Genomic DNA, 26,709 nt, shown 5'->3' with positions numbered 1-26,709 from the left:
CATGATAGACGCCCCAGTTTTGATTGCCGGCGGCGGGCCCGTCGGCATGACGCTTGCCCTCGTGCTGGCGCATCATGGCGTGCAGTCGATAATCGTCGAGCGCAACGAAAATACGACCACCTATCCCAAGATGGACCTGACCAACGGACGTAGCATGGAGCTCTTTCGGACACTTGGTATCGTGGATAAGCTTCGGGCTGTCGGCGTTCCGCCGGACCAGCCGCTCGATGTCGTCTGGGCGACCAGCCTTAGCGGTCATGTCCTCCATCGCTTTGCCTATCCTACGCCCGATGAGAAGCGCGCTACCGCGATTGCGACCGATGACGGCACCGATACGGCCGAACCCAGCATGCGCGTTTCGCAGGTCATTCTCGAGCCGGTTCTTAAAAAGGCGATCGACGAAAATCCCCTGATCGATGTCCGTTTCGGCTGGGCGCTCGAAGGACTGGAGCAGGACGAGGATGGCGTTACCGCTACCGTTCGCTCCAAGTCGGGTGAAACCGTGGCGCTGCGATCCCAGTATCTGGCGGGATGTGACGGCGGCGGCAGCACGGTGCGTCGCCGCATCGGCGTGGAATCCGAAGGCCAGCCCGCCGTCATCCGCATGTACATGATCCACTTCAAGTCCCGCGATCACGCCGTGATCGCGCGATTCGGAGCGGCATATCATTTTCAAACGGTGTCTGGATCGTTGATCATCCAGGACGGGGTCGAAACCTGGACCGTGCAAATGCCCCTGCCGCCGGGAACCGATGAGAGCAGCCTGGACCCAGCAAAAAAGCTGCGGCAGTGGGTCGGGCAGGATTTCGATTTCGAGATAGTGCTCGCAAATCCTTGGTCGGCGCATCAGATAATCGCCGAACGCTATATCGTTGATCGCGTCATACTCGCGGGCGATGCCGCGCATCAGGTCATTCCGACCGGCGGCTATGGCATGAACACAGGCATCGGCGATGCGTTCGATCTGGGTTGGAAGCTGGCGGCGATGGTGAATGGCTGGGGCGGGCCCGCGCTGTTGCCAAGCTATGAAACGGAGAGGCAACAGATCGCGATCCAGAACCGCGCGGCGACCCGGCGCCATGCCGAGGTACGCGTGAAGATTAGGGATTTAATCCTAAAGGCTGAAGCCAACCAGGAAGGCGGTCTCGACAGTCCGGATGGCGCGGGAACGCGGGATAATCTGGGAGCGGCGATCAAGGCGCTCGGCAATGCCGAGAATGAAAGTTGGGGGATCGAGCATGGCTATCGTTATGCCAACTCTCCAGTGATCGTCCCGGAAATGGGTGTCGCCCCCTTGTTCGATCCTGTGCGCTGCACGCCAACGACCTGGCCGGGGTCGCGCCTGCCCCTGATATATCTGGGCGAGGGGCATCCTCTTTACGATGACCTGGGCCTCGAACTGACCCTGCTCGTCTCCGATGGCGGCGACCCAGCGCCTTTCGTGGCAGCCGCAGAAGGATTGGCGGTGCCGCTCAGCACCCTCATGGTAACGCAAGAGTCGGCCATTCGGATGCTGGAAAAGCGGTTCGTCCTGGTAAGGCCGGATCACCATGTAGCTTGGCGCGGCGATGTCATACCCGATGATGCCAAATCGATCCTGGAGCAAGTGACCGGTCGCTGACCAGGACCGACAATGTTGTGGCACTAAGGTGAAAGCCTGAACGAGAAAGTGTGAATGATGGGGAATTTTGCCAAGCTGGAGATCGATGGACGGATCGCGACCGTTACACTGTCGCGTCCCGAGACCCGCAATGCGATCGCGACGCACCAGGACTGTGATGATCTGGTCACGGCGATCGAGTTAGCGGCGCACAATGCGGAGGTCTCGGTCCTGATACTGACCGGTGCCGGATCGGCTTTCTGCGCGGGCGGCGACCTGAAAGCTATGAAGGAACGATATGGGATCGGACCGCTCGACTCGTCCGCCGCCACGCGCGGCAACTACAAGCGGGGTGTTCAGCGTATTCCGCTGGCGCTCATGGACGCCGAACTGATAACGATCGCCGCCGTGAATGGTCCGGCGATCGGCCTGGGATGCGGCATTGCCGCCTATTGCGACATGCGCATCGGTGCGGTTAGCGCCCGTTTTGCTTCCAGTTTCGTTAAACTGGGTCTCATTCCCGGCGACGGCGGAACCTGGATTTTGCCGAGGGTCGTGGATTACGCGCATGCCGTCGAAATGATCGCGACCGGCGAGGCCATCACTGCGGACAAGGCGGCCGCCATCGGATTGATTTCGCAGGTCGTGCCCGACGGCGACCTGATGGCCGAGGCAAGGCTGCTTGCCGAACGGGTGGCCGCCAATCCGCCTCAAGCCGTGCGTTTCGCCAAGCGTCTTCTGAAAGAGAGCCGGATGGCTGAACTCCCGACCATCCTTGAGCTGGCTGCGGCCTTCCAGGCCATGTCCCATGAATCGTCCGAATATCATGCCGCAGTCGAGGCATTCGCGGCAAGATCATAGCGTCAGGCGCATGTTGGGAAGCGGATTTGTTGTTGTACGGTGGCTTTGGGCCGCCTGCATGAAAGGCATATGATGAAGGCGGCGTCGATCTCGGACTATCGCGAACTCGCCCGTCGGCGTCTTCCGCCATTTCTGTTCGAATATATGGACGGTGGATCCTATGCCGAATCGACCCTTCGCCGCAACGTGGCGGACCTCGAGCAGATCGCGCTGCGCCAGCGTATACTGCGCGAAGTCTCCGTCATCGATCTTGGTACGACCTTGCTTGGACAGCGCCTGAATCTGCCAGTCGCTCTGGGACCGATCGGTCTTGCAGGATTGAACGCGCGCCGGGGTGAAGTGCAGGCTGCGCGTGCGGCGGAAGCTGCGGATGTGCCGTTCACGCTTTCCACCGTTTCGGCCTGCTCGCTGCCGGAAGTCGCCGGTTCCGTCACGAAGCCGATCTGGTTCCAACTCTACATGATCAGGGATCGGGCCTTCATGCGCGATCTTATGGCCCAGGCGGCGGCCCAACGCATCACGACCCTGGTCTTTACCGTGGACATGCCGGTGCCCGGCACGCGCTATCGCGATTATCGCAGCGGGCTGGCAGGTGCTTCGGGGCTCGCGGGGCAGATACGCCGGCTTTGGCAGGGAATGACGCACCCGGGTTGGGCATGGGATGTCGGTATCCGGGGTCGTCCGCATCATCTGGGGAACGTCGCGCCGATCCTGGCAGGTAATACCGGCCTGGAAGATTTCTTTGCCTGGATGCGCAACAATTTCGATCCGGCGACGAGCTGGAAGGATCTGGATTTTATCCGTTCGGAATGGAAGGGTCATGTGATCTTGAAGGGTATTCTGGACCCCGAGGATGCACGAGAGGCCGTGCGGAACGGCGTGGATGGCATTGTCGTTTCCAATCACGGTGGCCGTCAGCTTGATGGCGTGTTGTCGACGGCGCGCGCGCTTCCTGTGATTGCCGATGCCGTTGGCGACGATACGGTCATCATGGCAGACGGTGGTGTCCGCTCCGGCCTCGATGTCGTGAAGATGTTGGCGCTTGGTGCCAAGGCCGTGCTGTTGGGACGCGCATGGGCCTACGCCCTGGCAGGCGGAGGCGAAAAGGCGGTTGCCAACATGCTGACCCTGCTGGAGGCGGAGATGCGGGTCGGCATGGCGCTGACGGGCGCGACGTCCCTCTCCCAGATCGGCCGCGACAGCTTGAGCGCCTTTGCCGCGTCCACGGCCAATCGCGGCGCTGCGCCGGAAATCTGACCACGGGTTCGATAGTTGCTCTCAACGATTTTCAAGGCGTCGGAACGTCTGGCTCCTTACAGATAGGACAGATAATGGAACAGGTTTCCATGCAAGGCAGTATCGCTATCGTTACCGGGGCCGCGGGCGGGATCGGCGCGGCAACGGCGCGTTCGCTGGCGGCTCTGGGCGCCACGGTATTGCTGACTGACACACAGCAGACGGAGGGCGTCAAGGTCGCGGTCGCTATTGGCGACAATGCGCACTTCATGATGCATGACGTCAGCAGGTCCGGCGAATGGGAAAATGTCGTGCGCGTTGCGGAAGACCGCTTCGGTCCGGTCTCCATTCTCATAAACAATGCTGGAACGACGGCGCCGATCATGCCGCTCGATCAAGTTAGCGAGGCCGACTATAGAAGGGTCGTCGAGATCAATCAGCTCTCCTGCTTTCTGGGGATGAAGGCGGTGGTGCCATCCATGCGCCGCGCGGGCGCCGGGGCGATCGTGAACATTTCCTCTGTTGCGGGTCTGCAACCGGAGCGTGGGGCGATCGCCTATGTCGCGAGCAAATATGCCGTGACGGGCATGACCAAAGTGGCTGCGCTCGATCTCGCCGCATTAAGCATAAGAGTGAATTCGGTGCATCCGGGCCTGGTGGATACGCCAATGGTGCGCCCTAGAGGCGATGACCAGGCATTTGAAACCATTGCGCAGTTCGCAAAAGGGCTTCCTATCCCGCGGCCTGGGCGACCTGAAGAGATCGCTAGCCTCATCGTCTTTCTTGCATCGGACGCCGCTAGCTTCCTGACCGGCGGCAGCTATGCGGCGGACGGCGGGTGGACGCTGTGATTGCCAGCGAAATCGAGATCACTGCTCGCTGTTCAATCCGTTATATTTGGTAGGACGTGCATGTCGACAAAACCCTATCTGACGATTGCCGACGCCGACCTAAGGAGAACTATCATGTCCCATGATCCCGTCGTCATCGCCAGCTACGCCCGCACGCCGATGGGCGGCTTTCAGGGCGCTTTTGCCAACGTGAAGGCAACCGATCTGGGCGCCGCCGCGGTCGAGGCGGCCAGGGCGCGCGCCGCCGTCGCGCCCGACCTTATCGAGCGCATTTATATGGGCTGCGTGCTGCCCGCCGGGCTCGGCCAGGCGCCCGCGCGCCAAGCGGCGCTGAGCGCCGGCCTTCCACAGTCGGTCGAGGCCACCACGGTCAACAAGATGTGCGGGTCGGGCATGCAGGCGGCGATCATGGCCTATGATGCGCTGGCGGCCGGGTCGGTCGATGTCGCGATAGCGGGCGGCATGGAAAGCATGACCAACGCGCCCTATGCCCTGCCCAAGCATCGCGGCGGCGCCCGCATCGGCCATGACCGGATCATCGACACGATGATGATGGACGGGCTGGAGGACGCCTATGAGCCAGGCAAGGCGATGGGCGTCTTCGCCGAGGACGCGGCGCGCGACTATCAGTTCACGCGCGCGCAGCAGGATGATTTCGCGATCCGATCGCTCGGCCGCGCCAATGCCGCGATCGCCAGCGGCGCTTTCGCGCGCGAGATCGCGCCCGTGACGGTCGGCAACCGGGGCGGCGACGTGGTCGTCGACACTGACGAGCAGCCCGGCAAGGCGAAGCCGGAAAGGATCCCGACGCTCAAGCCCGCCTTCATCAAGGACGGCACGATCACCGCCGCCAACGCGTCGTCCATTTCTGATGGCGCCGCGGCGCTGGTTATGACCCGGCAGAGCGTCGCGCAGAAGCTCGGCCTACCGGTCGTGGCACGGGTGATCGCCACGGCCGCCCATGCCCATGAGCCCGCCAAATTCACGACTGCGCCGGTTCCCGCGATCCGCAAACTGCTGGCCAAAGCGGGCTGGGACGTGTCCGATGTCGATCTGTTCGAGATCAACGAAGCCTTCGCCCTCGTGCCGATGATCGCCGCGCGCGATTTGGGTATTTCCGAAGACAGGCTGAACGTCAATGGCGGGGCGACCGCACTTGGCCATCCGATCGGTGCGTCGGGCGCGCGCATCCTGGCGACTTTGCTGGGCGCGCTGGAACTTCGCGGGCTCAAGCGCGGTGTCGCCAGTCTGTGCATCGGCGGGGGCGAAGCCACCGCCATGGCCGTCGAACTCGTCTGATTTTTAGAACAGGATAAAAGCCATGGAGTTTCAGGGTGTAAGCGCGATCGTCACTGGCGGCGCGTCAGGTCTGGGCGGCGCTACTGCAAAGCTGCTGGCGGGGCGCGGCGCCAAGGTCGCCATTTTCGATCTTAACGAAGAAATAGGCTCAGCGACGGCGCAGGCCCTGGGCGGCCTGTTCTGCAAGGTCAATGTGACGGACGAAGCCAGCGTGATCGCCGGGATCGAGGAGGCGGAGGCTGCCCATGGCGTCGCGCGTATCCTCGTCAATTGCGCTGGGATCGCGCCGGCTATTAAGACCGTGGGACGGGACAATGCGCCGCACCCGATCGATGCCTTTCGCAAGGCGGTTGAGATCAACCTAATCGGTACCTTCATCGTCATCAGCAAGTTCGCCACAAAGTTGGCGGCCGCCGATCCTGTTGGCGAAGAGCGCGGCGTGATCATCAATACCGCATCGGTCGCCGCCTATGACGGGCAGGTTGGCCAAGCCGCCTATGCCTCGTCCAAGGGGGGCGTGGTCGGCATGACACTGCCGGTCGCGCGCGACCTCGCGCAACACAAGATCCGGGTGATGACCATCGCACCGGGCACCTTTCTTACGCCCATGCTGATGGGCCTGCCGCAGGCCGCGCAGGATAGCCTAGGCACGCAGGTTCCACATCCCAGCCGCTTGGGCAAGCCGGAGGAATATGCCCAGCTTGTCGAGAGCATTATCGCCAATCCGATGCTGAACGGCGAGGTCATCCGCCTCGATGGCGCCATCCGGATGGCGCCACGGTGATGAAATAATGTGTTGGCGCCAGGTCCGACCATACCCCTTGGAATCGTCAGAACGTCATCTAGAGTCTGTCCTGATTAGATTGAAGCATAGCCGCTATTCCTGAGGTAGTTTGCGCATTCGTGGGGAGGGAAGGCATCGAGCAGTTGGCCCCAGGCGCTGCGGTGGAGTTCGCCGACAACGACATTACGCTATGGCCGGAAGCTGGCAGTTCGTAGTAATGTAGCAGCGCGAGTCCTCTCAAGGATAAGGAGCTGACGATCAGACGAGTCCACCGAATCTAAGGGAAATATCCACCGATCTTCGGTAATATTTGTCCGGTGATCTTCGGTAAATCGGTCCCGTTTCAGTCAGAGTCCACCGATCTTCGGGAAACGACAACATCTCTAACTAGCAGGAACATGTCCGCTTAACATAATTCTTATTATCGCACAACTTGCCGCGCGCAAAATGTGACTTTTGATTGCCCACTATATACGATTTTATACTTTAGATAAAGCCGCGCTTATCGTCGGCGCGGAGCACCGAGGATTGCAGTTCCTGCTCAGAAAGCCCGCTTAATGTCTCCGATAACACAGAGGCCGCCATGGCGCTCATCCAAACGGACGCCATTGCCGTCAAATCGAGGGCTTGGCAGCGAGCCATATTCAGGCAGTCGCTTTCTCGGCTTTCAGCCTCTCGCGCATTTCTTTGCCGGGCTTGAAAAATGGCACGCGCTTCGCCGTCACGGCGACCTCTTCGCCCGTCGAAGGGTTTCGTCCGATGCGCGCTTCCCGCGCTCGGGTCGTGGATGAACCAAATCTACGCAGTTCGACCCGGCCACCCGTCGATAAGCTGTCCACAATCTGCTCGAAAAAGAGATCGACAATCTTCTCGACGACCTCCGGCGGGAGCGCCGGATTTTCCCCAGCCACTTTTGTCGTCAAATCCGAACGGATCACCTGCGTCCCCCTTTGTTTACCTACCGTTCCAATCTTTGCCAGAAAGGCGAGGCGCCATTCAATCCTTATTGGCGGCGTTGTTTTGATGGTCAGACGACGTCACCCCCATCCCATTTTGCCAATGATGATGCGAGCTAGCGCTCAGCCCATGCTGCTGCGCGCGGGGGAACACCAAGGGCGCTGCCCTTTCGTTCCCGAACAAAAATAGCCCGCCCGTGTAATCCGCCAACCCCGGTGCCCGGCGCCGATGGGCGCCTACCAGGCTAAGCGGCTCGCCCGCGCCAGCGATCGATTTTTGCTCCCCTCCCCATCCCGTTCCTCGCCGGAACAGCAGGGCCGTGAGGCCGTGGCCTTTTCGGCCTGCAATGGAGGAGCAGAATATGAGCATCGAATTGACCGACGACCAGAAGGTTGAGCGCATCCGCACGCTGAACGACCTGGCGCGGCAGAAGCCCGGTGTGGCCGGTCGCGCCGTCATGACGGCCGGCTTTGCAGCGCTGGAGGATCTGGATCGCCACGCCGCCGTCACCGCGATCATGGCTTTCAACCAGTTTGACGAGGGCAATGATCCCCACGGGGAGCATGATTTCGGCGCTATCTATCGCCTTCCTTCCGGCGAATGGGTGCAGCGTCGGCCGGAGGACAAGAAGACGATCCGAGAAACCGTCTTCTGGAAAATCGACAGCTATGACAAGGCGTTGGAGTTCGGCAGTGAGGCACCCTGGGATGCCGAGCAGACCACGCGGGTGCTGACCATCTTGCTCGCCAGCGAATATTAAATCGCCGCCGCCCCGCGCAGCGGGGCGGCGGATGCCCCCTCAGGGCGATCGTGATTCATTGTCATTTCACTCCATTTTGGATAGTTATGGTGGCGATGAGCTTTACCAAGTTTCACTTTGATATCGAGGCGATCCGGGCGCAGGTCAGGACGATGGATTTCGTTCGCGGGACGCCCGATGAGGTCGCACAGTGGCGGCTCGACGAGCAGGAATCGCGCGCCAATCTTGCCATCACCGGCACAGGCCTGGCTGCCAATGAGGCGGCGCTTTTCGATATGCTGATGGACGAAGCCGTCCCGCCCGCCCTCGTCACCCAGATTGTCGCGGGCCTCCTTCGCCGCGGCATCGCCGCCTCTGCCGCTTGATCCTGCCTTGACCACGGATCACGACCCCACTTTCTATCCCGGTTCGACCACGCTCCAGAACCGTCTGGAGTTGCGGGACGAGCGGGCCCTGGCACAGGCCGAGCGCCTTTTGACCCATGCGCGCGGCCATGAGGCCGCGCGCATGACGTTTTCGCCGGACGCTGACGGTTACCGGGCGCGCCACAAGCATCTCTTTGGGGACCTCTATGATTGGGCGGGCCAGGACCGCACCGTCAATATCGGCGAGACCGGCGGCCTGTTCACCCACGCCCCCTATGTCGCGGGCGCGCTGTCAGCGGCGTTTCAGGATCTCGCCCGCCATGATCGGCTTCAAGGTTTGGCGCCCGAGGATTTCTTCGACCGCCTGGGCCACCATCTGGGCGAGCTGCATGCCATCCACCCTTTCCGCGCGGGCAATGCGCGCACGCTGCGCCACCATGCAGCGCAGCTGGCACGCGACGCCGGGCACCCAATCCGCATCGCGAGCATCGACAAGCAGGCCTGGGGCGAGGCCTCTCGCCATGGGTTATTGACCGGCGATCATCGTCTGTTCAGCGCGACCCTTGCGGCCGCCGCCGTCGATCCCGGCGCTCCTCTTCTCCCGCGAACCGGGCCAGGCGGCATCGCCTTTCTGCCGCCCCGCGATCCGCCGACCGGCCAGCGCTACCGCTTGCCCCTCGCAAAAGTCCGGGAAGAGCTGGATCACTATCTGCCGGCGGCGCGCGCCGAAGCGGCCGATCGACTGAAGAAGCTGGTGCAGGGCGGAGAGGCTGAAGCGCGAATTTCGGCCGCCCGCGTCGAACTTGCCTATGTGCGACATGCCAAGGGACCACTCTATCAGACGCAATTACTCTCGCACCTTGGCCAGAGGGAGGTCGATGCCGTCATCACGGCGCAGCAGACGCCCTTGGAGCGGGTGCGCGAGATCGGCGCGGCCCTGGCGGCGCGGATCAATACCCAGCAGCCTGCGCAAGTCTTGCGGACCGTTCGATCCCTCGAACGGCCCATCCTTCCTTCTGCCCAGTCTCCTGCGCAGGAGCGCCTCGCCGACCTGTTTCTGAAAAACACGCCCGAGCAGAACAAGGCGGACCCCCGCTTTCTGGGAGCAGAGGCGCTATTGGAGCGGGTGCAGCAAGCATCCCGCGCCAAGGGGGATGGTCCCCGTCTCGTGGAAGGCGCGACCGATGCAGCGCGCACGGCGATCGCGGCCAATATGCGCGCAGGCAGACCTTTCGATGAGGGGATTGTCCTTGGCTCCTCCAAGCCATCCCGACGTCCGGCGCCGGACCGGGGCCGCAGCCGCTGAGATAAAGTAAAGCCAAGGATGTGTCGGGTGCGGCCTGCGGCCCGGCTCTATTTCGCTGCGCTCAACCGAACCCGCGATGCGGTTTCGGCCCTCCGGTGACGCCCCTCGCACGAAGCGGCGGCCGCCGAGCGGCCATGCTCTTCTTCTCGTCAAGGGAGGTGGCCTCCTCCCTTCCCGGCAAGGGCTGGACCGTCTCGCTCCGCTCGCTTGGTGGTTGGCGGGGTATCCCCAGCTTTCCGCGCTGCGCTTGTGCAAGCCGGGTGATGCCCCTCCCCGCCAACCAGCCCTGACATTGCCGGTTCAACCCTCCCGCCTTCGCCAGTTGGCAGAAGTCGATGGCGCCATCGCCTTCGGCTTCAGATTGGAAGGGAAAATCCCATGGCACGGAACAACAAGACGGCTCGCAGCAATGTTGAACGCGCAGACATCTATCAGGAGGTCACGGATCAGATCATCGCTCTACTGGAACAGGGTGTGCGTCCATGGTCGCCAAGCTGGGCAAGCGGCTCCGCCAGCCTGCCGCTGCGCACCTGCGGCGCCCATTATCAGGGCATCAACATCCTGCTCTTGTGGGCGCAGAGCATGGCGCGCGGCTACGCCAATCCCACTTGGATGACCTTCAAGAAAGCCTTGGAACTGGGCGGCAATGTCAAGAAGGGCGAACGCGGCACCCGCATCGTCTATGCCGGATCGATCGCCCGAAAGGGTGAGGATGGTCAGGCGAACGAGGAGGATAAGGAACGGCGCATTTCCTTCCTGAAGCGATTTACAGTGTTCAATCGTGAGCAAATTGAAGGTCTCCCCGGAGAGCTTTTTCCGACCCCTGCCCCCGTCATACAGAACCGCGACAGCCGCGATCCGCATCTGGATTCCGTCTTTTCCGCGCTGGGCGTGAAGATCATGGAGAAGGATGGCGGCGCCTTCTACAGCCCAGCCACCGACACCATCACCATGCCCCGGTTCGAGAGTTTCACCAGCGGCAACGCCTATTATGCCACGCTGGCGCATGAATGTGCCCATGCGGTTGGCAGTATCGGCCGATTGAACCGGGAAACCCTGCAAAAATATGGGACCAGCATCGCGATGCGCGCGAAGGAAGAGGCGGTAGCCGAGATTTCTGCATCGTTCGTCTGCGCAGCTTTGGGCATGGAACCCACCGAACGCGAGGATCATGCCGCCTACCTTGCGAGTTGGCTCACCGTCCTTCGCGGAGACAAACGCGCCATTTTTCAGGCCGCTACCGCAGCACAGGCCGCCAGCGATTTCATTCTCGCGGCCGCCGAAACCGCCGCAGGCCAGCAGGCCGCTTGAGCATCCCGGGCGGCCCTCAGGTCGCCCTCCCCTCTGGCAGCAGGGTTGCCATCATGACCAACAAGTCCCCCATCATCGGCCTTGATTGGCGCGACGAGAATTACGGGCCGGTCCACGCCGTGACCGCCTTCCACACCTCCTCCGACACGATCGATTGGAGCGACCGTATCCGCGCGCGATTCTGGGCGTGCGTGAAACGAGCGGGCTTTGCATTTCACGACGGGCGATGCGCCTATATCGCGACGACCGGCGAGCAAGCCGCGCGAGAGAAAGCCCTTTGCGACGAACTGGCAAACGCTGGCTTCCAGATCATCAGGGGCGATGTTCGCGCCCTCCCGTGATGGAGGGCCCGACCCGGCGACAGGGAAGCGCCGCTGTCACGGCGCAGCCTTGTCGCTGATCGGTCAAATGTTTCTCGCGGCACACAGCGCGGCACACAGCGCTATACATCGCGTATTGACTGCGGGAACCAATCTCGCTGGAACCCGAAAAATCGCCGCGCCCCCCGCAGGCGGGCGGCGCGGCTTCGACACCCCTTTGAAAACAGCCACCGACTATGGCAGGTCAGTGGTGCACGAGACGCGACACGTTTGGCAGGATGGGCGCAGATGACAGATTCACCGCAACGCCGGCCCGTCATCCGAGCCGTGAGCTTTGACGATGCCGGCGCTGCGATCGGACGTTTGCTCGAGATCGCGTTGCCCCCGACCCGCGCGGCAGAAACCGGCGCATCATCGAAGATCGCTGACTTTTTGTTGGCCTGGTGGGATGGCCTGGACTGCGGCCATTTTCCTATCCTGCACCTTTGCAATGTCGATGCGATCATCGCGGAGGATATGCTGACGATCATGGCCTATCTGGCCCAGCAATCCACCGTCTATGCCGACGCCTGGGGATATAACGACGCGATGGGCGTACTTTGGGAGCGATACCGCGCCCCGGCATGATCGGCCATTGATGCAGCAGCCGCTTCGCCTGATGCGCTGAGCCGCCAGAAGCTCCATCCCATCCATCATTCACCAACGGACTGACGCGCGGTTGCGCGGCATGGCCTGCTGTCCTGCTGGCCTTCCCTGAGGAAGGCCACACAGACGGGGAACACCAAGGGACCCTGCCCTTTCGTTCCCGAACAAAAATCGACCGCCCGTGTAATCCGCCAACCCCGGAGCCCGCCGCCCTGTGGGCGGCGACCAGGCTAGGCGGCTCGCCCGCGCCAGCGGTCGATTTTTGCCCTCCCTCCCCATCCCGCTCCTCGCCGGAGCAGCAGAGCCGCATGCCGCAGAGCAAGCGGCTTTCAGCCAGAGAAAGGAGTGAGAACAATGCCTTCCAGACGATATCAGGGCGATCCCTACTGGAAACGCGCCAAGGTTGACGGGGTCTGCACCAGCGGCACCCCCTACAAGAAAGGCGACCGGGTTTTCTTCTACCCGCTTACCGGCGCGACCTTCGCCGGAGACGCCGCGCAGCGCGCATCGGCCGAGTTCGATGACCTGTCTGCCTTGGAGGACTGACCCTCCCCTCCCCCGCACATTGTCAAGATTTCAGGAGTTTCCATCATGGCTATCATTACCCCCAAGCTGTCGCAGCTTCGCCTTTCCCCCCTCAATATCCGCCGCGTGAAGCCATCGGCCATCAACGCCATGGCCGACGATATCGCCGCTCACGGCCTGTTGCAGAACCTCATTGCCTATGAAGAGGATGACCTGTTCTGGGTGTTTGCAGGCGGTCGTCGCTATCGCGGCCTTAAGGAATTGGTGAAGCGCAAGAAGATCAGCAACAGTGACATCTTCCCCGTTGAGCTTCGGACCAAAGAAGAAGCTATCGAGCTTTCCTACGCGGAAAATGCCGGAAGGGAGGCACTCCACAGTGCCGATGCTATTAGATTTTTCGCAGCAATGCGCGATAGCGGCATGTCGGCGTCGGAGATTGCGGGCCGCTTCGGCTATGCTGACAGCTACGTCTCGCGTATGCTACGCCTTTCCGCGCTCAATCCCAAGCTGATCGACATTCTCGCCAAGGATCAGCTGACCCTTGATGCGGCCAAAGCCCTCACCTTGTCCGACGATCATGCCGAACAGCTTCGGGTGTTCAAGGCTTCGCATGGGCAGGCGCACCGGATCAGGGCGATGCTCACCGAGGAAAAGCTCACCACCCAGAGCGGGCCATTCCTCTTTGTGGGTCGAGAGGCCTATGTCGAACAGGGCGGCACGATCACGCCCGATCTATTTGCGCAGGGCGACGGCGGCTATGCCGACCAGCCCGAATTGATCGAAGGTTTGGCGCAAGCCAAGCTGGACGCACTGGCCGAAGAATATCAGGCAAGCGGCTGGTTCGAAGTGACCGCCACCTTCGACCAGCCCTATGATCTCTACAACAAGGGCTATCTCTATCCCGTCGAACGGGAACCCAGCGACCTTGAAGCCGAACGCATGGCCGAACTGGACACGCAGATCGAGGCCATCGCGGAAGAAGAGGGCGAGGATAGTGAACGGATCACGCCGCTGATCGACGAGCGGGACGCTATCACGGCAGCATTGCGCTCCTACAATGGCGAGCAGAAAGCGGTCGGCGGCATCGCGCTGTGGATTTCGCGGGATGGGACGCTGGGCCAGCGCATCTATCGGGCCAAGGCCGAAAAGAAGGTCAAGGCGACGGGCGTCGCGGGTGGCCCTGCCCCGCTTTATCCCAATAGCCTCTATGCCGATCTCACCCGGATCAAGACCCAGATCGTGCAGGAGGCGGTGGCGGCAAACCCCGCACTCGCGCTCGATATTCTGCTGGACTCGTTGGCCGGTCAGCTTCTCCATGGCGCCTATGATTATCATCTGGCCCTTGAATTGAAGGCGGACAGGGTCAAAACCGACGTACCCGACGAGATGATGGCAGCGAGCGATGTCCAGCCGGTTGAGGAAATGATGGCAGCGCGCTTTGCCTCCCTGCCGACCGAGGGACGGTTCGACGCGATCCGGCGGATGGCCACCGAGGACAAGATGAGCCTGTTGGGTGGTTTGGTCGCGATGATGGTGGACGGCACCGTCTTTGCCGGTGGCATGCTGTCGTCGCGTCACCACCAGTTCGAACAGATCGCCAAGGCCAGCGCGGTCGATATCGCGGAGCGCTGGTCGGCACCCATTGGCCTGTTCGACCGGATGAAGCGGGCATCACTGGTTAGCCTGCTGCAGCAGGAAGTGGGTGATGCCAGCGCCGACAATTGCGCGACCATCAAGAAGAAGGCCGACCTTGCCGTCAATGTGTCGGGACGTCTCCCAGCCCAGTGGCTCCCTGAGCCGATGCGGATCGGCGCTTTCGACCAGCCCGAAAAGCCTGAGAGCCATGAGGCAGAGGCCATGGACGACATGGACATCAATGAGGATGCTGACGAACTGGCCTGAATGTTTGGGGGGCGACGCAAGTCGTCCCCCTTCCCTGCTTCCGGGCGCGATGCGCTCATGCGCATCGCCGCGCCGTTGATTCCGGCGCGGGCGCCGCGCTCCCAAGGTCGCGCGGCGCCAGACCGGTCAAGTGCACCGTAGGACCACCGTAACTGTATTTTGAAACGAGCTGGAGCCGGTGCTCCGGCTTTTTTTCGTACAGCGGCGCACGCCCAATCGCGTGAATTCGGCTTATTCTCCAGCATGTTGGCCTTACTCATTCTTTCTGCTATCGTGGCGAGGTGCTGCGTAAAGGGTGGCTCCGGGACTGGTAATCCCGATCCGAAAAAAATAGCCCGAGAACTTATCGTTTTCGGGGTGCTGTCGTATATGTCCAGGCTTTCGGGCTAAAAACGGCGGCGCATGTCTTCGGATCATGTTACCAGCCCCGGGGCTCCCGCGCTCAGCGCGCGGGAGTTCGGGACCGTACCGCATCCGCCCCAACACTTCCGCCTGACCCGCATGGATGCGGACCGGAGGTGCATATGGGTAAGACCGCTCCTGTCACATCGCGCCGCGCCTTGTTGCGCGCGCTGACCGCCACGCCGATTGCCGTTTCCACCGCCATCGCTTCGCCCTGGGACGAGGCATTGGCGGCACTCCACCAGCATTATGACGATGAACCCACCTCGCCCCTGCGAAGCCGGGCAGGACGCAAGCTGAGCCGCGTGCGCTACCACCGGGCCGAGTCCTTCCTTCCAGACCGGCACCCGAGGCTGGATCAGGACTGGCCGCAATTTCTCTATCGCGCCGGGATCGCCGCCCAGCTGGGGCTTTCCTCGCATTTGCTGGATATCGGCTTTCCCGACCCATGGTGTGCTCGCCATATCCGCCTGCATGTCGCCAAATCGCTGACCTACGCCAATGCCACCGGCCTGGGTCATGACTGTCCCGACATGGCCCGGCTGGCGGTGGTTCTCGACCCCTATTGGAAGTGGAACCAGCCCCGTCTCTTTGGAGAGCCCGAACCCGATGATGGCGGCTTCACCGTTGAGCAGGTCCGCCCGCTGCTACGCGCCCTGCTCGACAGGGTCCATGAGGTGACCGGGCATCCCCGCCCCCCAGGCTGGCGTCGCGGGCAAAAGGAGGGTCGGTCATGATGCGCGGCACTGGCATCGACCAGCTGCCCAGGCCAGTGCGACAGGAGCTTCGCACGGTCACGGCCCTGCTGTTCGAGGCGTTTGCCCAAACCCTCAAAGGCAGATTGTCCGAGCAATACAGGACCGGACACATAGTCAAGCTGATCCTCCATGGTCCCCCTGCCCGGATCGTCCCATGGCATGGAGGAGCGGGAGATCCCCTCCCGCTGTGGGCGATCGTCAATCATCCCAAGCTCGTGCGCAGGAAGCAGGACTGGCATCTGGTCCGCGACCGTCTGCGCCGCGCATGGGAGTTTGGTGAGATTGCCCGCCCGGTACGGCTGACCGTCCACAGCCTGCAGCAGGTCAACAGCGCCCTGGCCGAAGGCATACCGGATTTCGTCACCATGGCGAGCGAGGGCATCTCGCTTTATGAGATGGAGGGATTCCGGTTCGCGTCGCCGCGGCTGTTGCCGCCATCGGAACGGCATGCGCGGGCACAGGTCGAATTCGCGCGCTGGTACAAGCGGGCGAGTGACTTCCTGACCGGCGCCGCTTTCTACCGGAACGAAGCCAACAACCCGATGACGGCGCTGTTGCTGCACCAGGCCTGCGAGCATCTCTACCAGTGCGTGAGCTGGACGCTGGCTTTGCATGGACGACGCACCCACGCGCTCGACGAACTGCGCGAGCTGGCAGAATTCCACGATGTGCGCCTGAAGGCGATCTGGCCGGGAGACAGCCGGTTCGAGCGCCGATGCTTCTCCCTTATCCGTCGTGCCTATGTCGAGGCGCGCTATGTGCCCACTTTTGCGATCACCGACGCGGAACTGGCCTGGGCCATGGAACGCGTCATCCAGCTGCGTGGCCTGGTTGGGGAGCTATGCCGGGAACGACTGGCCGCCATGGCTCCAGCGACCTTGTCACGTCACCATCATTGTTCCGCCCAGGGAGGCCAACATGTACAGCTATGAAGAGCAATGGCTGGCCGGGATGGACGGCCTCCCCGCGCTGCCGCGCATTCTGTTCCGGCTTCACAATTTTTACGATGTCGAGCCAGCAGCGATGGCAGAGGGGCTGGCCACCGACAAGACCAGCATCGCGCTCTGCCTCGCCGAAGCACGGACCATGATCCATGCCCGTTGCGCATTCGACGTACCGGAGCGCATGCCAGCTGACGCAGGCGGTCTTGCCATCGCAGCCCTGGAACGGCAATTGCGCCGCCAACATCGCGACTGGGCCGAGCAGACCCTTGCCGAGAGCGGCTATAGCGGCGCTATCCTGTGGCCTGAACCGTCCGAGCCTATCGAGGCCGATCACGACGCGGTCGCCGCGCTCATTGTCGCGACCTTGCCGTCCCAGCTGCGCAGGGCGGTCGAACGGTCGCGCCGTCGCGGAACCGCCACGGCCAATCTTTGGCGGCATATACCGCTTTGGCGCAGCATAGTGCGCCGGCGGCTGGATCGGGTGCGGCGGGAGATATCCTATTCCGGCTGGCGGCGCTTCGACGAATGGCTGGCCGATAGGATCGCGCCAGACCGTCACTATCCGCACGGCTATCCCACGCCTAAGGTTCGCCGCCGCCCCTTGCCGGATGAAGAGGGCTATCATCCCGCCCCGGACCTCAACGCCGCGCCGCTGACCGAAAGGCAGAAACTGATGCAGGCACGACTGGCTAACCTGCCGCCGCTCACCCATGACGCCTGGCTCCTTTTCATCCGCCATGGACGCACCGATGAGGAAATCGCGGAACGGCTGGGCATCAGCGCACGTGCCGCCCGGCGACGGATCGACAGGGCAATGCGATATGTGTGCGGCTGGCGCACTTCATCGCTGGCATTCCGACTGCAGTTCAACATTCAGCGACGGTGGGTGTGGCGGCGGCGGCAGTTCTCCAGGCGGTCACAAACGGAGGTCTTGGAAGAAAATTACCCCGGTCGCATGCCAGGCAGAGGCGAAACCGGGGTGTCCGAGGGCAACAATAATAAAGGGCCGACCGTTTTTGAAGTGCCTGAGATCGCTGATGCCCAGGCCCGATGATATCGAAGCTGCTCTCCACGTTGCCGCGGTTGACCGACGCGAACAAGGACGACTCCAGGGGTTCAGCTGGGACGGCGCGGATCTTTCTGTCCATAGTGCGGGCGCGGTGGAAAGCAGCTATAATAGGGAGCCTGTTGAAACAGTAGTGAGGCTCTGCCGATGCGGCACCGTGAGGCAATGGTGAGGAGAATGGCCCGTCGGCCCCACGCTCCCCGTTTCAAAATCCCCGCTATGAGTGACGAGGCGTGCGCATGATGCCGGAAAATGGTCAGGCGCGCTCCCTCCTCCTGAGCGACCTCATCGAGGCGCTCGAGTTTGTCAGCGCATCACAAGATGACGAACATCACGCTTATATCTGCAGGCAATCGGGCCGCATCCTCTTTGTGTCCGACAATGTGGAGATGGACGATGCGGAGGAATTGCCGGAGAATCCCGAGGAAGGCGATTATATTATCGTACCCCATCGACGCGATCTCGACCTTGGGAAAAGGCTCGCGCTCGCTTTCGTCGCTGAAGAACTGCCAGAAATGCGGGACAAAGCGAGGGACATTTTCAGCCGGAAGGGCGCCTATAGGCGTTTCAAGGATCTGTTGGAGGCGAAGGGCGCGCTGGAGAGATGGTATGCTTATGAGGAACGCGCGGTCGAGGCAGCCATGTGCGAATGGTGCGACGATGTCGGCTTGACCTGGATGCGCGATACCCGTTCAGCTGCGACAGGCAGGAGTTGAGCCCAGAACCATGTCGACCATTGCATGCGACCAGTGCCATAGCGGCGTTCCAGCCTTCGAGGTCACGCACTTCGGAAGTATCGAGACAGGTTACCGGGACCTTTGCAGCCGCTGCTACAATGAGGAGGTAGCCCGCCTGAGCGGGATAAGGTTCACCCATGTCGACTTCCAGCCCATGGAATTGCCCGATGCGAACGGGGACAAGCATCGGTTTCACTTTATACTGCGGCTCCTCGGCACGATGTTGACGCTGGAAGCTCTTGAAGTCAGAGCCGACGAACAGGAGGGCTACGAGTTCCAGGTCCATGGCGTGGCAGATGCCGATCCGTTTGCCCTTATGACGCGCCTGCTGGAACGGATGCGGCATGATCTTGCTGTGGTTCATCTGGTCGAAGGCGAATTGGGTTTGGCCATTTCGGGAACGACAGTTCGAGGCAGACTAACCTGCGACCTTGAATCCTCCGACTATATGCCATTGCTGATCATCGACGGGCGTGAGGTGAACTGGGAGCAATTTGGCCGCATGCTCATGTCCTTCGAGGGATGGCGGATACACCTCGAAATCCAGGACCCCAGCGAGGAAGTTTGAGAGCTTCACACCAGCCCTGCATCTTGGGCACGGCGTGACAGCCCGCACGCTAGTTCGCCGGCTTGCCTTGTACGGGAGGTTGAAGGTGGCTCAGCATTGCCAGCGTTATCTCTCGCCACCGGTCGGGCGTAAGCGAACGGCCGGCCCGCTTTTCGGCGGGGAGGGATAGATTAGCTTCCAACGCTTCACGGACGAACTCATGCACACACGGGTCGTTCATCTCCTCATAGACGACCCCCATCGCATCGAGCAGGCTGCAATTTGTGTCGAGCCCAAAAGCATCTGGATTTTCGGCGATGGCGCGGAGCACAGCCGCTTTCAGCGTCACATCGACGATGTGCTTCGCCATGAGCGCGAGGTCCTCCGCATGGGCAGCCGCCGCGTCAAGCACCAGGCGTTCAATCCCTTTTGCCATCGCATCATCCATCTGATTCTCAAGGAGAATATGACGAATGCATTCATGATTCCAGCCAATAATCGATCCAGATTGATCGACATTTATTCTCCGCCCACCGGCGATGGCGGTGCTACGCCCGCACGCACATAAGATGAACGGATCGGTAGAACATCGGCAGCGCCACTATCCAGAAAAATGAATTCCTCCAATCTGGGTCGATTAGGACTATACCCGCAGGGGGGACGCAGTCATAACGATCTCGTAACAGATATGATGTGGGATTATTCTCGTGGCGGAAAACAGATCAAAGCTAGTGCGTATGTTCGTCCGGAATATTGGCTGCATCGGCCCCGATGGCGTCAGCGTCGCGTTAGACGATGTGGTTTGCGTTGTCGGTCGAAACAATTCTGGGAAATCGACGCTACTTCGCGCGTACGAGCTCGCTCAAGGAAGTGAGAAGTTCGACTGGTCTCGCGACCGCCATGCCCATGCTACAGCCGATCAGCCTTCCGAGGTCATACTTGAAATCCATATCCCGGATGGAATTGGAAACATCAGTGAAGAGTGGAAGGAAAAAAGGGGGGATCATCGAATCCTGACGAGCCGCTGGCAATGGCACGAGTCGTACGTTGGCGACAGCAAACTCTTTCCGATCAGGCAAACGCGGAGGCCGGGGCAAATCGAAAACGAAGGCTATGCTGAGGATGGCAAAGCCGGCGGAGCTGATAATGTCTTCAAGTCCCGACTACCGCAGCCGGTTCGGATTGGATCCCGGGGAGATCCAACAGAGGCGGAGAAGGCACTCATGAAGCTCGTGCTTGAGCCTGTGGGCACTGCACTCTCGAATGCCGCGGCGGATGCGAATACCGCGTTAGCTCAAGCGGTTGCGCAGCTGACCAACGGCGTCAACGGGATCGTAAAACAACAAGAGGCCAAATTCAGCGCAGCCGTATCAGACGTGGAACAGGGATTCACCAGCGTCTTTCCCGGTCTTTCAGTCAAGCTTGATGTCCAGGCAGCAGCACCAAAATTTGATGCAGCCAAGCTAATCGCTGACGGCTCCGGTCTGCGCGTCACCGATGGTGGAGCTGAAGTTCAGCTGTCTCAGCAAGGAGCCGGCGCACAGCGAGCGTTATTTTGGACCATGCTCCAGGTTCGCAATCGCATAGTCAGCGATAAAAAGCTCCGCGATGACAAAATTAAAGCTCTGACCAAGGATCTCGGAAAAGCTCAAAAGGATGCGGAGAAGGCAAAGGAGATCCAAGCCCAAATTGATTCGATTCAGGATGGCGGCGCGCTGCCCGAGGATGCCGATGATCCTGCACTACCCGGTTATATATTGTTGATCGACGAGCCGGAAAACGCGCTGCATCCCCTCGCGGCCCGTGCGGCGCAGCGACAGTTGTACCAACTTGCCCAGCAGCCAGAATGGCAGGTCATGTTGACCACGCACTCGCCCCTTTTCATCAATCCAGCCATGGATCACACTACAATACTCCGGCTGGAACGCGAACATGCCGATGGGGGCTTCAGCCCAAAAACTTTCAGAACCGACGAAGCAGAATTTCAGGCCGATGAAAAAGAGAGCTTGAAAGCGATCCAAGAGATGGATCCGACCTTCTGTGAAGTGTTTTTTGGGACATACCCAATCATAGTAGAGGGTGACACCGAACATGCCGCCTTTATCGCCGCAGTAGTCGAAGCAGGACACGAACTCATCGATCAAGTCACGATTATCAAAGCGCGGGGCAAACCACAAATTCGCGCAGTTATGAAGATGCTAATTCACTTCCAGAAGGATTTTGGCGTTCTCCATGACTGTGACTGGCCACACGGCAAAGATGGAAAGCAAAATAAGGACGGTAGCTTGGCTAAGTCAGGCTCATGGGCGCACAATGCAGAAATTCGCAGACTGGTCAACCAGGCGAAGTCACTAGGTGTTGCTGTGGCCCATCACGTCAGCATCCCCGATTTCGAACGTCGGATCGGTTTGCCTCGCGGGACCGCAGGAAAGCCCTTCGAGGCGTATCTCGCGATCAAAAAGGACGATACCATCAAGGCCGAGGTGCAGGAACTCCTCCAAAACCTTAAGCAGCCGGAACGCCATGCCGAAGGTGCAAAGCCCGCATGTGATGCTGAGTCATTTGTCGATGGGTTGCTCCAAAACCTCCGAACAGGCGCCGCTAAACATCAGTGGGAGGACGCATTCCGTCTCGGCGACTAGCGCTGGGCGGCTTCATTGACTAATCCTATCCTCACGCACCCCCGCACTTCACAATTATCTCCAGCGGCAAGTCTGCTGAAGTGTAATTATGCCGTACGATCTAGGTCGATAATGTTTGCGACCCCCGCCGCCGCGAGCGGCTCTGCCAGAGCGCGAACGCTGCGGTGGTGGGTAAAGAGCAGAACTTGGTTTGTCTTGCCATATTCGGCGAGCAGATCGAGTGTTGACCGGCTGCGTTCATCATCAAAATGAACCAGAATGTCGTCGGCTATGAATGGTAGAGGCTCGGTCGCCCCGCCATAGTTTTCAAGACTTGCCAACCGGAACGCGAGGAAGAGCTGGTCGCGCGTGCCATCACTCATGGTGGCCACCGAAGCGATGCCTCCATTGGCCCGCCGTCCGACGACAACCGGATGCCCCTTGTCGTCAATATCGGTCTCGATACCGGCAAATTCGCCTAGCGTGGTCGCCGCGAAAAGCTCTCCTGCCCGCTGGATGAGCGGATCTTGCTGCTCCGCGCGGATCGTTGCCATCGCCGAAGTCACCAACTCGCGCGCGACCGAAAGTTCGAGATATCGCTCGAGTGCGAGATGCATCTGCGCCGCCGCTGTCTCCCGTTCAGCCACTGCGTGATTGACCTGGCTCTGGCTCAGATAGGCGGCGAGTTCGTCCTGTCCGGCCTTTTCCGCGAGGACGGCCGCCTCGATTTCACCCTCGGCTTCTGAAGTGCGGGCCTTCTGCTCCTCCAGGTCTGTCCGGACTTCATCGAGATCACGGCCGTCCCATTCCGCTCGAAGAGCGGCGAGATCAAGCTTGTCACCAACATCCATCGCGGTCCGCTCTGCCTGGCCTATCTCGTCGCAAAGTCCTACCCGTGCCTCGCAACGTACGGCTGCCTCCAATAGTGCATCGTCGTCAGCGGGATCGAGTTGCACGGACGCCGCCAGCGCCGTCAGTTCCACCTTAGCAGAGCCGACCGCATCCTGTGCGTAGCCCGCCTCGACCCTCGCTTCCTCATAGTCGGGGAGGAGGCCATCATATTGCGTCTGGGCTGTGGCATTGGCTTCAAGCCGGACCACCAGCATCTGAGCCGCGACCACGCAATCGTCACTCACCTCGATCTCGAGTTCTGCTGCAAGGCTACTGGCATCTGACCCTAGGCTGGCCTCATCCTCGACCATTCGCTGGAGCCTGTGGCGCGACTGTCCGATAGCCGACAGAACGCCGCGCGCGCCGGCCCATTCGGTGACCGCAATGCTGGCATCCGCCGGCGTAACATCTGGCCTGAGCCCCAGTGCTTTCGTTGCAGTCGGCCATCCTCCGTCCCAGGCTGCCTGGGCATCGGACCACAGCTGCAAGTCGGCTTCGACACGCTTGTGTTGCTGCGCGATCTCCTCCTGGTCGCGCTGGTCCCGAGTGAAGTCGGCATGCGCCTGTTCATGCCGGGAAATTGCGCTCTGCACCGCACTGACCCGCTCTGCAAACGACAGCGAGGGATCCAGATTGCGACGCTGTTCGATCCGCTCAAGCAGCTCCACTGTGGGGGCGAGCTGGGCTTCCTCGACCGCCAGGGCGTTCGACTGACCGCGCAGCCTTTCAGCTTCGTCCAGCACCTGTTGCCGTGCCTGCGCAAACAACAGCAGCGACGCAAGTTCGGGATGCCTGGCATGGAGGTCCGGGAAACTGTTCGACCATGCCGCGCCGCGCGCTTCCAACTGCCTGGAAAGCGCGTCCGCCTCGTTTTCGGCCGCCGTGGCTTCTGCTTGCGCATCCGCCACACGGCGCAGCGCCTGCGCAAGCGAGGCAGCACGTTTAGCTTCTGCGGCACGGCGGTCGGCCAGTTCATCGGCAGACACGAGCGCAGCATCGAACCTGTCGGCCGCCTCATGTCGTGAGTCTGCATCGTCCGGAAGTTGTCCGCCTACATAAGCTGACTTTATCGGCTTCCATGCATCCGTACGCGTGGTACGCGCCTCGGCAAGTGACGTGTCGCTCGCAATGATCCCGGAAGCCTGAAGCTCTGCGATATCAGCCTCACCGGCGGCGATGCTGCGCTCCGCCTGTCGTTTGAGCTTGGCCTGCTCCTCAAGCTGCGAACCCAATGTCTCACGCGCGACCTGTTCGTTTCGAACATCCTCCGCGCTTGGGCAGGTGAACGCGGCAAGCGCGTCGACGGTGTCGAAGCCGAGCAACGTGAGCCGTTTGGTCAATGCCTCGCTGTCATTGTCCAGCCCCTGTTGGCGCGCCAAGTGCGCCGACTTCTGGGCAGCAAGGCTTGCAAAGACCGAAGACGACGCTTCGGATGGAGCATCAAACCCTGCCGCACGCGCCGCATTCAGACGGTCGCCAAGCAGGGCGAGCTTATCTGCCAGTTCGCCGAGGCGGAGCTGAGCATTAGCTAGACTTGGCCGCCGCTCCAGCACCTCTTCGGCAAGGCGACGCACGTGGTCGAGCGCCGATTGATCAGGGATGAGCGCAGATAGTTCGGCATCTGCGGGAAGGCCGAGCATTCGGCGTAATGCGGCCAGTTGGGCTTCGCCATCATCGATCTCGCGCTGGCGATTGGCACGATCGGATCGCGCCTTGCGGACGTGGATCGCACGCTCGGCGAGATCACGGATACGCTTCTCCGACGCCTTGAGCGCTTGATTCACGACCAGAGCGTCTAGCCGGGCCTTGAGCCGGTCCCTTCGTTCGATGGCTCCATCCAGATGCTTTGCTGCCTCATTTCTCTTGTCCAATGCGGCTCGAACCTTGGTGGCGAAGTCGTCTCGGAAGGAGGCGATATCGTCATAGGCACCCAGTGCCAGCGCCAGACCGTCGAGCTGACGGAGATACGGAGCGACGCGCAGCACGCGCTCGAGCTTCGCCGTCGACGTGCCAAGACTGCGCCTCTCGTCACGCAAGGTGCCCAGCTTCTCCGCGGCGGCCAAGGCCGCCTTGCGCGTCTGTTCATAGGTTTCACGGGTCAGCTGTGCGCTGCGGGCGGTCTTGTCTGCCGCCTCAAAGAAGGTCAGCTGCTGGTAGAAGACACGACTCGCCGAACGCCTCGTGTCAAAAAGCTTGTCCGCTTCAGCATTGATACCCTCTAGGCGGGAAACAAGGGTTCGCAAGCCGCCACCCGCCTCGACAATCAGGCGCCCGATATCCCCGTCTGCATGGAGCAACCGCTCGCCGCCATTGCGCAAGGTTTCATGGTTGAGACCGAAGAGCGTTTCGAACCTGTCCCGGGTGATTGCTCCAAGAACAGGTGCGAGGACTGTATCGTCGAGTGCGGTGCCTGCCGAATCGGCCAAAGTTCGGCCATTGCCCTTGCGCCTTTTCAACGTCAGCACGCTACCGTCGGCCAACAGCATCGATGCACCGATACGCATGCCGTCATAGCCGAACAGGCTACCCCGCTGCGTATTCTTCGGGATCGAAAACAGGAAATCGCTGATCGCCTCGAGGCTGGTACTCTTGCCTGCCTCGTTAGCACCAAACACGACCGTGAGCCCCGCAGTCTCGGGGATGACCAGCTCTCGGCTGGCGCAACCGCCATAATTCTCAAGGCGAAGTTCAGTCAGGCGCATGACCAGCCTCACTCACAAGACTGCGTGCCAGAGCGGCAGCGCGTTCGGGGATTTCTGCGCGCATCTGCTCGATGAAGGAGTCGGCATGGGCACCGGCAGGCAATTTCGTGCGAATTTCAGCGAGCCGCGCCTCGAGAACCTCCGCGATCGCACTGTCCTGGCTTAGGCGCGTCAGCTCCTGATCAAGCCTTCCGGCAACAGTGGGGTCGACCGCCTCGGGGACAGCCGGATGCTGGGTCTCCAGTTTCAGCTTTTCAAGCCAAACATCATGCGAGAGCGTTGCCAGCAGCGTTTCAACATCCTCCCGGAAAGCCCCCCGCTCGAGGATCAACCTGGAATGGAGCGGAGTTGTGCCGGTTACGGTCAACCGAAGGGCAAGGGGTCGACCGTCGGCAGCCTCGGCGCAATCCGCGAGCCGGCTGCGTATGAGGTCCAGCAGTTCCTGCTCTTCCTTTGTCCCGGAAACATCGATAGCGACCGATGCCCAGCGAACGACATCTAGTGCCCTATGCTCAAGGCCGACCACTTTACCTTCATCAACCCTGACCAGCACCGCACCCTTGGGACCGGTCTCTCGCGGATGGCGACCCTGGAGATTGCCTGGATAAACGATATGCGGGTGCTCGCTTAGCACAGCATGGGCATGGACATGGCCTAGCGCCCAATAATCATATCCATGATTTGCGAGCTGCTCGGGCGTGCAGGGCGCATAGCGGGCATGATGACCTTCGCTGCCAGCACATGCGGTGTGCAGCACGCCGATATTGAACAATGCTTGAGCCGCCACTGGATACTCACGCGCCAGATCCTCCGAGACATCCGGGCGCGGGAAACTCCGGCCGTGAATCGCAACCCCGACATCGTCGAGCAGATGCGTGGCGGCCTTGGCCTTCGGAAAAACATGGACGTTGCCGGACAGGGACAGCTTGTCGGCAAATCGATTGGCGGAATCATGGTTTCCGAGCACCATGAATACGGCGATCCCGGCTTCGTCGAGCCGGCGCATTCCCTCCATGAAATAGAGGCCGGTCTGGAAGTTACGCAGATCGCCATCGAAAATGTCGCCGGCCAGTAGCATGAACCGGCAACCCTCGTGAATCGCAAGTTCGACCAAATTGTCGAACGCTTCGCGCGATGACGCTTCGACACGCGCGGCATATTCAGCCGATTTACCTGCTAGTCCGAGAAGTGGGCTGTCAAGGTGCAGATCAGCTGCGTGGACAAAGGTGAATCCAGTCAATCGAGTATCTCCCCGCCCAGACGTCATGGCACAAATCATCCAAGAATGTCTCGGAAAATTCCCTCCAATACAAAGCCCT

24 protein-coding genes are annotated in these 26,709 nt (G+C 61.1%); 20 read left to right on the top strand and 4 right to left on the bottom strand.

What is annotated here, in order from left to right:
• The first annotated feature begins 1 nt into the window (after position 1).
• From VVT58_RS22240 to VVT58_RS22215, 6 genes are all read left to right on the top strand, one after another.
• Positions 2-1,621, top strand: coding sequence for an FAD-dependent monooxygenase (locus VVT58_RS22240; protein WP_197672838.1), 1,620 nt, complete (start codon positions 2-4; stop codon positions 1,619-1,621).
• A 54-nt stretch (positions 1,622-1,675) separates the two neighbouring features.
• Complete coding sequence (locus VVT58_RS22235) at positions 1,676-2,461, top strand: enoyl-CoA hydratase-related protein (RefSeq protein ID WP_066564496.1); 786 nt, start codon at positions 1,676-1,678, stop codon at positions 2,459-2,461.
• A gap of 72 nt (positions 2,462-2,533) precedes the next feature.
• Positions 2,534-3,718 carry an FMN-dependent L-lactate dehydrogenase LldD gene (gene lldD, locus VVT58_RS22230; protein WP_066564771.1) on the top strand — a complete coding sequence of 395 codons (1,185 nt, stop codon included), beginning with the start codon at positions 2,534-2,536 and terminating at the stop codon, positions 3,716-3,718.
• A gap of 74 nt (positions 3,719-3,792) precedes the next feature.
• Positions 3,793-4,548, top strand: a complete 756-nt coding sequence (locus tag VVT58_RS22225; protein WP_066564495.1) for an SDR family NAD(P)-dependent oxidoreductase — start codon at positions 3,793-3,795, stop codon at positions 4,546-4,548.
• Positions 4,549-4,662: 114 nt separating this feature from the next.
• The gene (locus VVT58_RS22220) at positions 4,663-5,847 is read left to right on the top strand and encodes an acetyl-CoA C-acyltransferase (protein WP_066564493.1); all 1,185 of its coding nucleotides are present in this window, start codon (positions 4,663-4,665) and stop codon (positions 5,845-5,847) included.
• A gap of 22 nt (positions 5,848-5,869) precedes the next feature.
• Positions 5,870-6,631 carry an SDR family NAD(P)-dependent oxidoreductase gene (locus VVT58_RS22215; protein WP_066564490.1) on the top strand — a complete coding sequence of 254 codons (762 nt, stop codon included), beginning with the start codon at positions 5,870-5,872 and terminating at the stop codon, positions 6,629-6,631.
• A gap of 644 nt (positions 6,632-7,275) precedes the next feature.
• On the opposite strand, the gene VVT58_RS22210 is transcribed toward VVT58_RS22215, so the two are convergent.
• A complete protein-coding gene (locus tag VVT58_RS22210; RefSeq protein ID WP_066564483.1) occupies positions 7,276-7,569 on the bottom strand; it encodes an HU family DNA-binding protein in 294 nt (97 codons plus the stop codon).
• A 380-nt stretch (positions 7,570-7,949) separates the two neighbouring features.
• On the opposite strand from VVT58_RS22210, the gene VVT58_RS22205 reads away from it, so the two are divergent.
• The 13 genes from VVT58_RS22205 (at position 7,950) to VVT58_RS22145 (ending at position 19,197) form a co-directional block, all read left to right on the top strand.
• Positions 7,950-8,348 (top strand): DUF3768 domain-containing protein, encoded by a 399-nt coding sequence (locus tag VVT58_RS22205; protein WP_066564769.1) that lies wholly within the window; start codon positions 7,950-7,952, stop codon positions 8,346-8,348.
• A 95-nt stretch (positions 8,349-8,443) separates the two neighbouring features.
• On the top strand, positions 8,444-8,713 hold the full coding sequence (locus VVT58_RS22200; protein ID WP_066564767.1) for a hypothetical protein: 270 nt from the start codon (positions 8,444-8,446) through the stop codon (positions 8,711-8,713).
• Between the two features lie 7 nt (positions 8,714-8,720).
• Positions 8,721-10,019: a Fic family protein gene (locus VVT58_RS22195; protein ID WP_066564480.1), complete on the top strand. Its 1,299-nt coding sequence runs from the start codon at positions 8,721-8,723 to the stop codon at positions 10,017-10,019.
• Between the two features lie 378 nt (positions 10,020-10,397).
• Positions 10,398-11,330: an ArdC family protein gene (locus tag VVT58_RS22190; RefSeq protein WP_066564478.1), complete on the top strand. Its 933-nt coding sequence runs from the start codon at positions 10,398-10,400 to the stop codon at positions 11,328-11,330.
• A gap of 53 nt (positions 11,331-11,383) precedes the next feature.
• Positions 11,384-11,671 (top strand): hypothetical protein, encoded by a 288-nt coding sequence (locus tag VVT58_RS22185; RefSeq protein ID WP_066564477.1) that lies wholly within the window; start codon positions 11,384-11,386, stop codon positions 11,669-11,671.
• A gap of 267 nt (positions 11,672-11,938) precedes the next feature.
• On the top strand, positions 11,939-12,277 hold the full coding sequence (locus VVT58_RS22180; protein ID WP_066564475.1) for a hypothetical protein: 339 nt from the start codon (positions 11,939-11,941) through the stop codon (positions 12,275-12,277).
• Positions 12,278-12,649: 372 nt separating this feature from the next.
• The gene (locus VVT58_RS22175; RefSeq protein ID WP_066564473.1) at positions 12,650-12,841 is read left to right on the top strand and encodes a hypothetical protein; all 192 of its coding nucleotides are present in this window, start codon (positions 12,650-12,652) and stop codon (positions 12,839-12,841) included.
• Between the two features lie 45 nt (positions 12,842-12,886).
• The gene (locus VVT58_RS22170; RefSeq protein WP_066564471.1) at positions 12,887-14,722 is read left to right on the top strand and encodes a ParB/RepB/Spo0J family partition protein; all 1,836 of its coding nucleotides are present in this window, start codon (positions 12,887-12,889) and stop codon (positions 14,720-14,722) included.
• 524 nt (positions 14,723-15,246) lie between these two features.
• Positions 15,247-15,861: a hypothetical protein gene (locus VVT58_RS22165; RefSeq protein ID WP_066564469.1), complete on the top strand. Its 615-nt coding sequence runs from the start codon at positions 15,247-15,249 to the stop codon at positions 15,859-15,861.
• Complete coding sequence (locus VVT58_RS22160) at positions 15,858-16,814, top strand: HEPN domain-containing protein (RefSeq protein ID WP_082749235.1); 957 nt, start codon at positions 15,858-15,860, stop codon at positions 16,812-16,814. The genes VVT58_RS22165 and VVT58_RS22160 overlap by 4 nt, the downstream gene beginning before the upstream one ends.
• Positions 16,801-17,880 (top strand): sigma factor-like helix-turn-helix DNA-binding protein, encoded by a 1,080-nt coding sequence (locus VVT58_RS22155; RefSeq protein ID WP_066564467.1) that lies wholly within the window; start codon positions 16,801-16,803, stop codon positions 17,878-17,880. Before VVT58_RS22160 ends, VVT58_RS22155 begins: the two co-directional genes overlap by 14 nt.
• Before the next feature lie 251 nt (positions 17,881-18,131).
• Positions 18,132-18,608, top strand: coding sequence for a UPF0158 family protein (locus tag VVT58_RS22150; RefSeq protein WP_206377604.1), 477 nt, complete (start codon positions 18,132-18,134; stop codon positions 18,606-18,608).
• Between the two features lie 10 nt (positions 18,609-18,618).
• Complete coding sequence (locus tag VVT58_RS22145; RefSeq protein WP_066564465.1) at positions 18,619-19,197, top strand: hypothetical protein; 579 nt, start codon at positions 18,619-18,621, stop codon at positions 19,195-19,197.
• 49 nt (positions 19,198-19,246) lie between these two features.
• Here the strand turns inward: VVT58_RS22145 and VVT58_RS22140 are convergent, their stop codons facing one another.
• Positions 19,247-19,624: a hypothetical protein gene (locus tag VVT58_RS22140; RefSeq protein ID WP_145907821.1), complete on the bottom strand. Its 378-nt coding sequence runs from the start codon at positions 19,622-19,624 to the stop codon at positions 19,247-19,249.
• 289 nt (positions 19,625-19,913) lie between these two features.
• On the opposite strand from VVT58_RS22140, the gene VVT58_RS22135 reads away from it, so the two are divergent.
• On the top strand, positions 19,914-21,818 hold the full coding sequence (locus tag VVT58_RS22135) for an AAA family ATPase (RefSeq protein WP_327753048.1): 1,905 nt from the start codon (positions 19,914-19,916) through the stop codon (positions 21,816-21,818).
• A gap of 86 nt (positions 21,819-21,904) precedes the next feature.
• On the opposite strand, the gene VVT58_RS22130 is transcribed toward VVT58_RS22135, so the two are convergent.
• Positions 21,905-25,390 (bottom strand): YhaN family protein, encoded by a 3,486-nt coding sequence (locus tag VVT58_RS22130; protein WP_327753047.1) that lies wholly within the window; start codon positions 25,388-25,390, stop codon positions 21,905-21,907.
• Positions 25,377-26,630 (bottom strand): DNA repair exonuclease, encoded by a 1,254-nt coding sequence (locus VVT58_RS22125; protein WP_206377603.1) that lies wholly within the window; start codon positions 26,628-26,630, stop codon positions 25,377-25,379. Before VVT58_RS22125 ends, VVT58_RS22130 begins: the two co-directional genes overlap by 14 nt.
• Positions 26,631-26,709: the final 79 nt, after the last annotated feature.

Source organism: Sphingobium sp. SJ10-10, assembly GCF_036038995.2.
Taxonomy (GTDB): domain Bacteria; phylum Pseudomonadota; class Alphaproteobacteria; order Sphingomonadales; family Sphingomonadaceae; genus Sphingobium.
The sequence above is the reverse complement of the archived record's forward strand: the minus strand, read 5'-3'. Positions and strand labels throughout refer to the sequence as shown.

What these genes read in the sequence shown, in the direction of transcription:
- VVT58_RS22200 (WP_066564767.1), top strand. Translation starts at nt 8,444, where the DNA reads ATGAGCTTTACCAAGTTTCACTTTGATATCGAGGCGATCCGGGCGCAG.
- VVT58_RS22180 (WP_066564475.1), top strand. Translation starts at nt 11,939, where the DNA reads ATGACAGATTCACCGCAACGCCGGCCCGTCATCCGAGCCGTGAGCTTT.
- VVT58_RS22205 (WP_066564769.1), top strand. Translation starts at nt 7,950, where the DNA reads ATGAGCATCGAATTGACCGACGACCAGAAGGTTGAGCGCATCCGCACG.
- lldD (WP_066564771.1), top strand. Translation starts at nt 2,534, where the DNA reads ATGAAGGCGGCGTCGATCTCGGACTATCGCGAACTCGCCCGTCGGCGT.
- VVT58_RS22175 (WP_066564473.1), top strand. Translation starts at nt 12,650, where the DNA reads ATGCCTTCCAGACGATATCAGGGCGATCCCTACTGGAAACGCGCCAAG.
- VVT58_RS22185 (WP_066564477.1), top strand. Translation starts at nt 11,384, where the DNA reads ATGACCAACAAGTCCCCCATCATCGGCCTTGATTGGCGCGACGAGAAT.
- VVT58_RS22225 (WP_066564495.1), top strand. Translation starts at nt 3,793, where the DNA reads ATGGAACAGGTTTCCATGCAAGGCAGTATCGCTATCGTTACCGGGGCC.
- VVT58_RS22145 (WP_066564465.1), top strand. Translation starts at nt 18,619, where the DNA reads ATGTCGACCATTGCATGCGACCAGTGCCATAGCGGCGTTCCAGCCTTC.
- VVT58_RS22190 (WP_066564478.1), top strand. Translation starts at nt 10,398, where the DNA reads ATGGCACGGAACAACAAGACGGCTCGCAGCAATGTTGAACGCGCAGAC.
- VVT58_RS22155 (WP_066564467.1), top strand. Translation starts at nt 16,801, where the DNA reads ATGTACAGCTATGAAGAGCAATGGCTGGCCGGGATGGACGGCCTCCCC.
- VVT58_RS22235 (WP_066564496.1), top strand. Translation starts at nt 1,676, where the DNA reads ATGATGGGGAATTTTGCCAAGCTGGAGATCGATGGACGGATCGCGACC.
- VVT58_RS22160 (WP_082749235.1), top strand. Translation starts at nt 15,858, where the DNA reads ATGATGCGCGGCACTGGCATCGACCAGCTGCCCAGGCCAGTGCGACAG.
- VVT58_RS22140 (WP_145907821.1), bottom strand. Translation starts at nt 19,624, where the DNA reads ATGGATGATGCGATGGCAAAAGGGATTGAACGCCTGGTGCTTGACGCG.
- VVT58_RS22165 (WP_066564469.1), top strand. Translation starts at nt 15,247, where the DNA reads ATGGGTAAGACCGCTCCTGTCACATCGCGCCGCGCCTTGTTGCGCGCG.
- VVT58_RS22220 (WP_066564493.1), top strand. Translation starts at nt 4,663, where the DNA reads ATGTCCCATGATCCCGTCGTCATCGCCAGCTACGCCCGCACGCCGATG.
- VVT58_RS22215 (WP_066564490.1), top strand. Translation starts at nt 5,870, where the DNA reads ATGGAGTTTCAGGGTGTAAGCGCGATCGTCACTGGCGGCGCGTCAGGT.
- VVT58_RS22150 (WP_206377604.1), top strand. Translation starts at nt 18,132, where the DNA reads ATGATGCCGGAAAATGGTCAGGCGCGCTCCCTCCTCCTGAGCGACCTC.
- VVT58_RS22240 (WP_197672838.1), top strand. Translation starts at nt 2, where the DNA reads ATGATAGACGCCCCAGTTTTGATTGCCGGCGGCGGGCCCGTCGGCATG.
- VVT58_RS22130 (WP_327753047.1), bottom strand. Translation starts at nt 25,390, where the DNA reads ATGCGCCTGACTGAACTTCGCCTTGAGAATTATGGCGGTTGCGCCAGC.
- VVT58_RS22135 (WP_327753048.1), top strand. Translation starts at nt 19,914, where the DNA reads ATGTTCGTCCGGAATATTGGCTGCATCGGCCCCGATGGCGTCAGCGTC.
- VVT58_RS22170 (WP_066564471.1), top strand. Translation starts at nt 12,887, where the DNA reads ATGGCTATCATTACCCCCAAGCTGTCGCAGCTTCGCCTTTCCCCCCTC.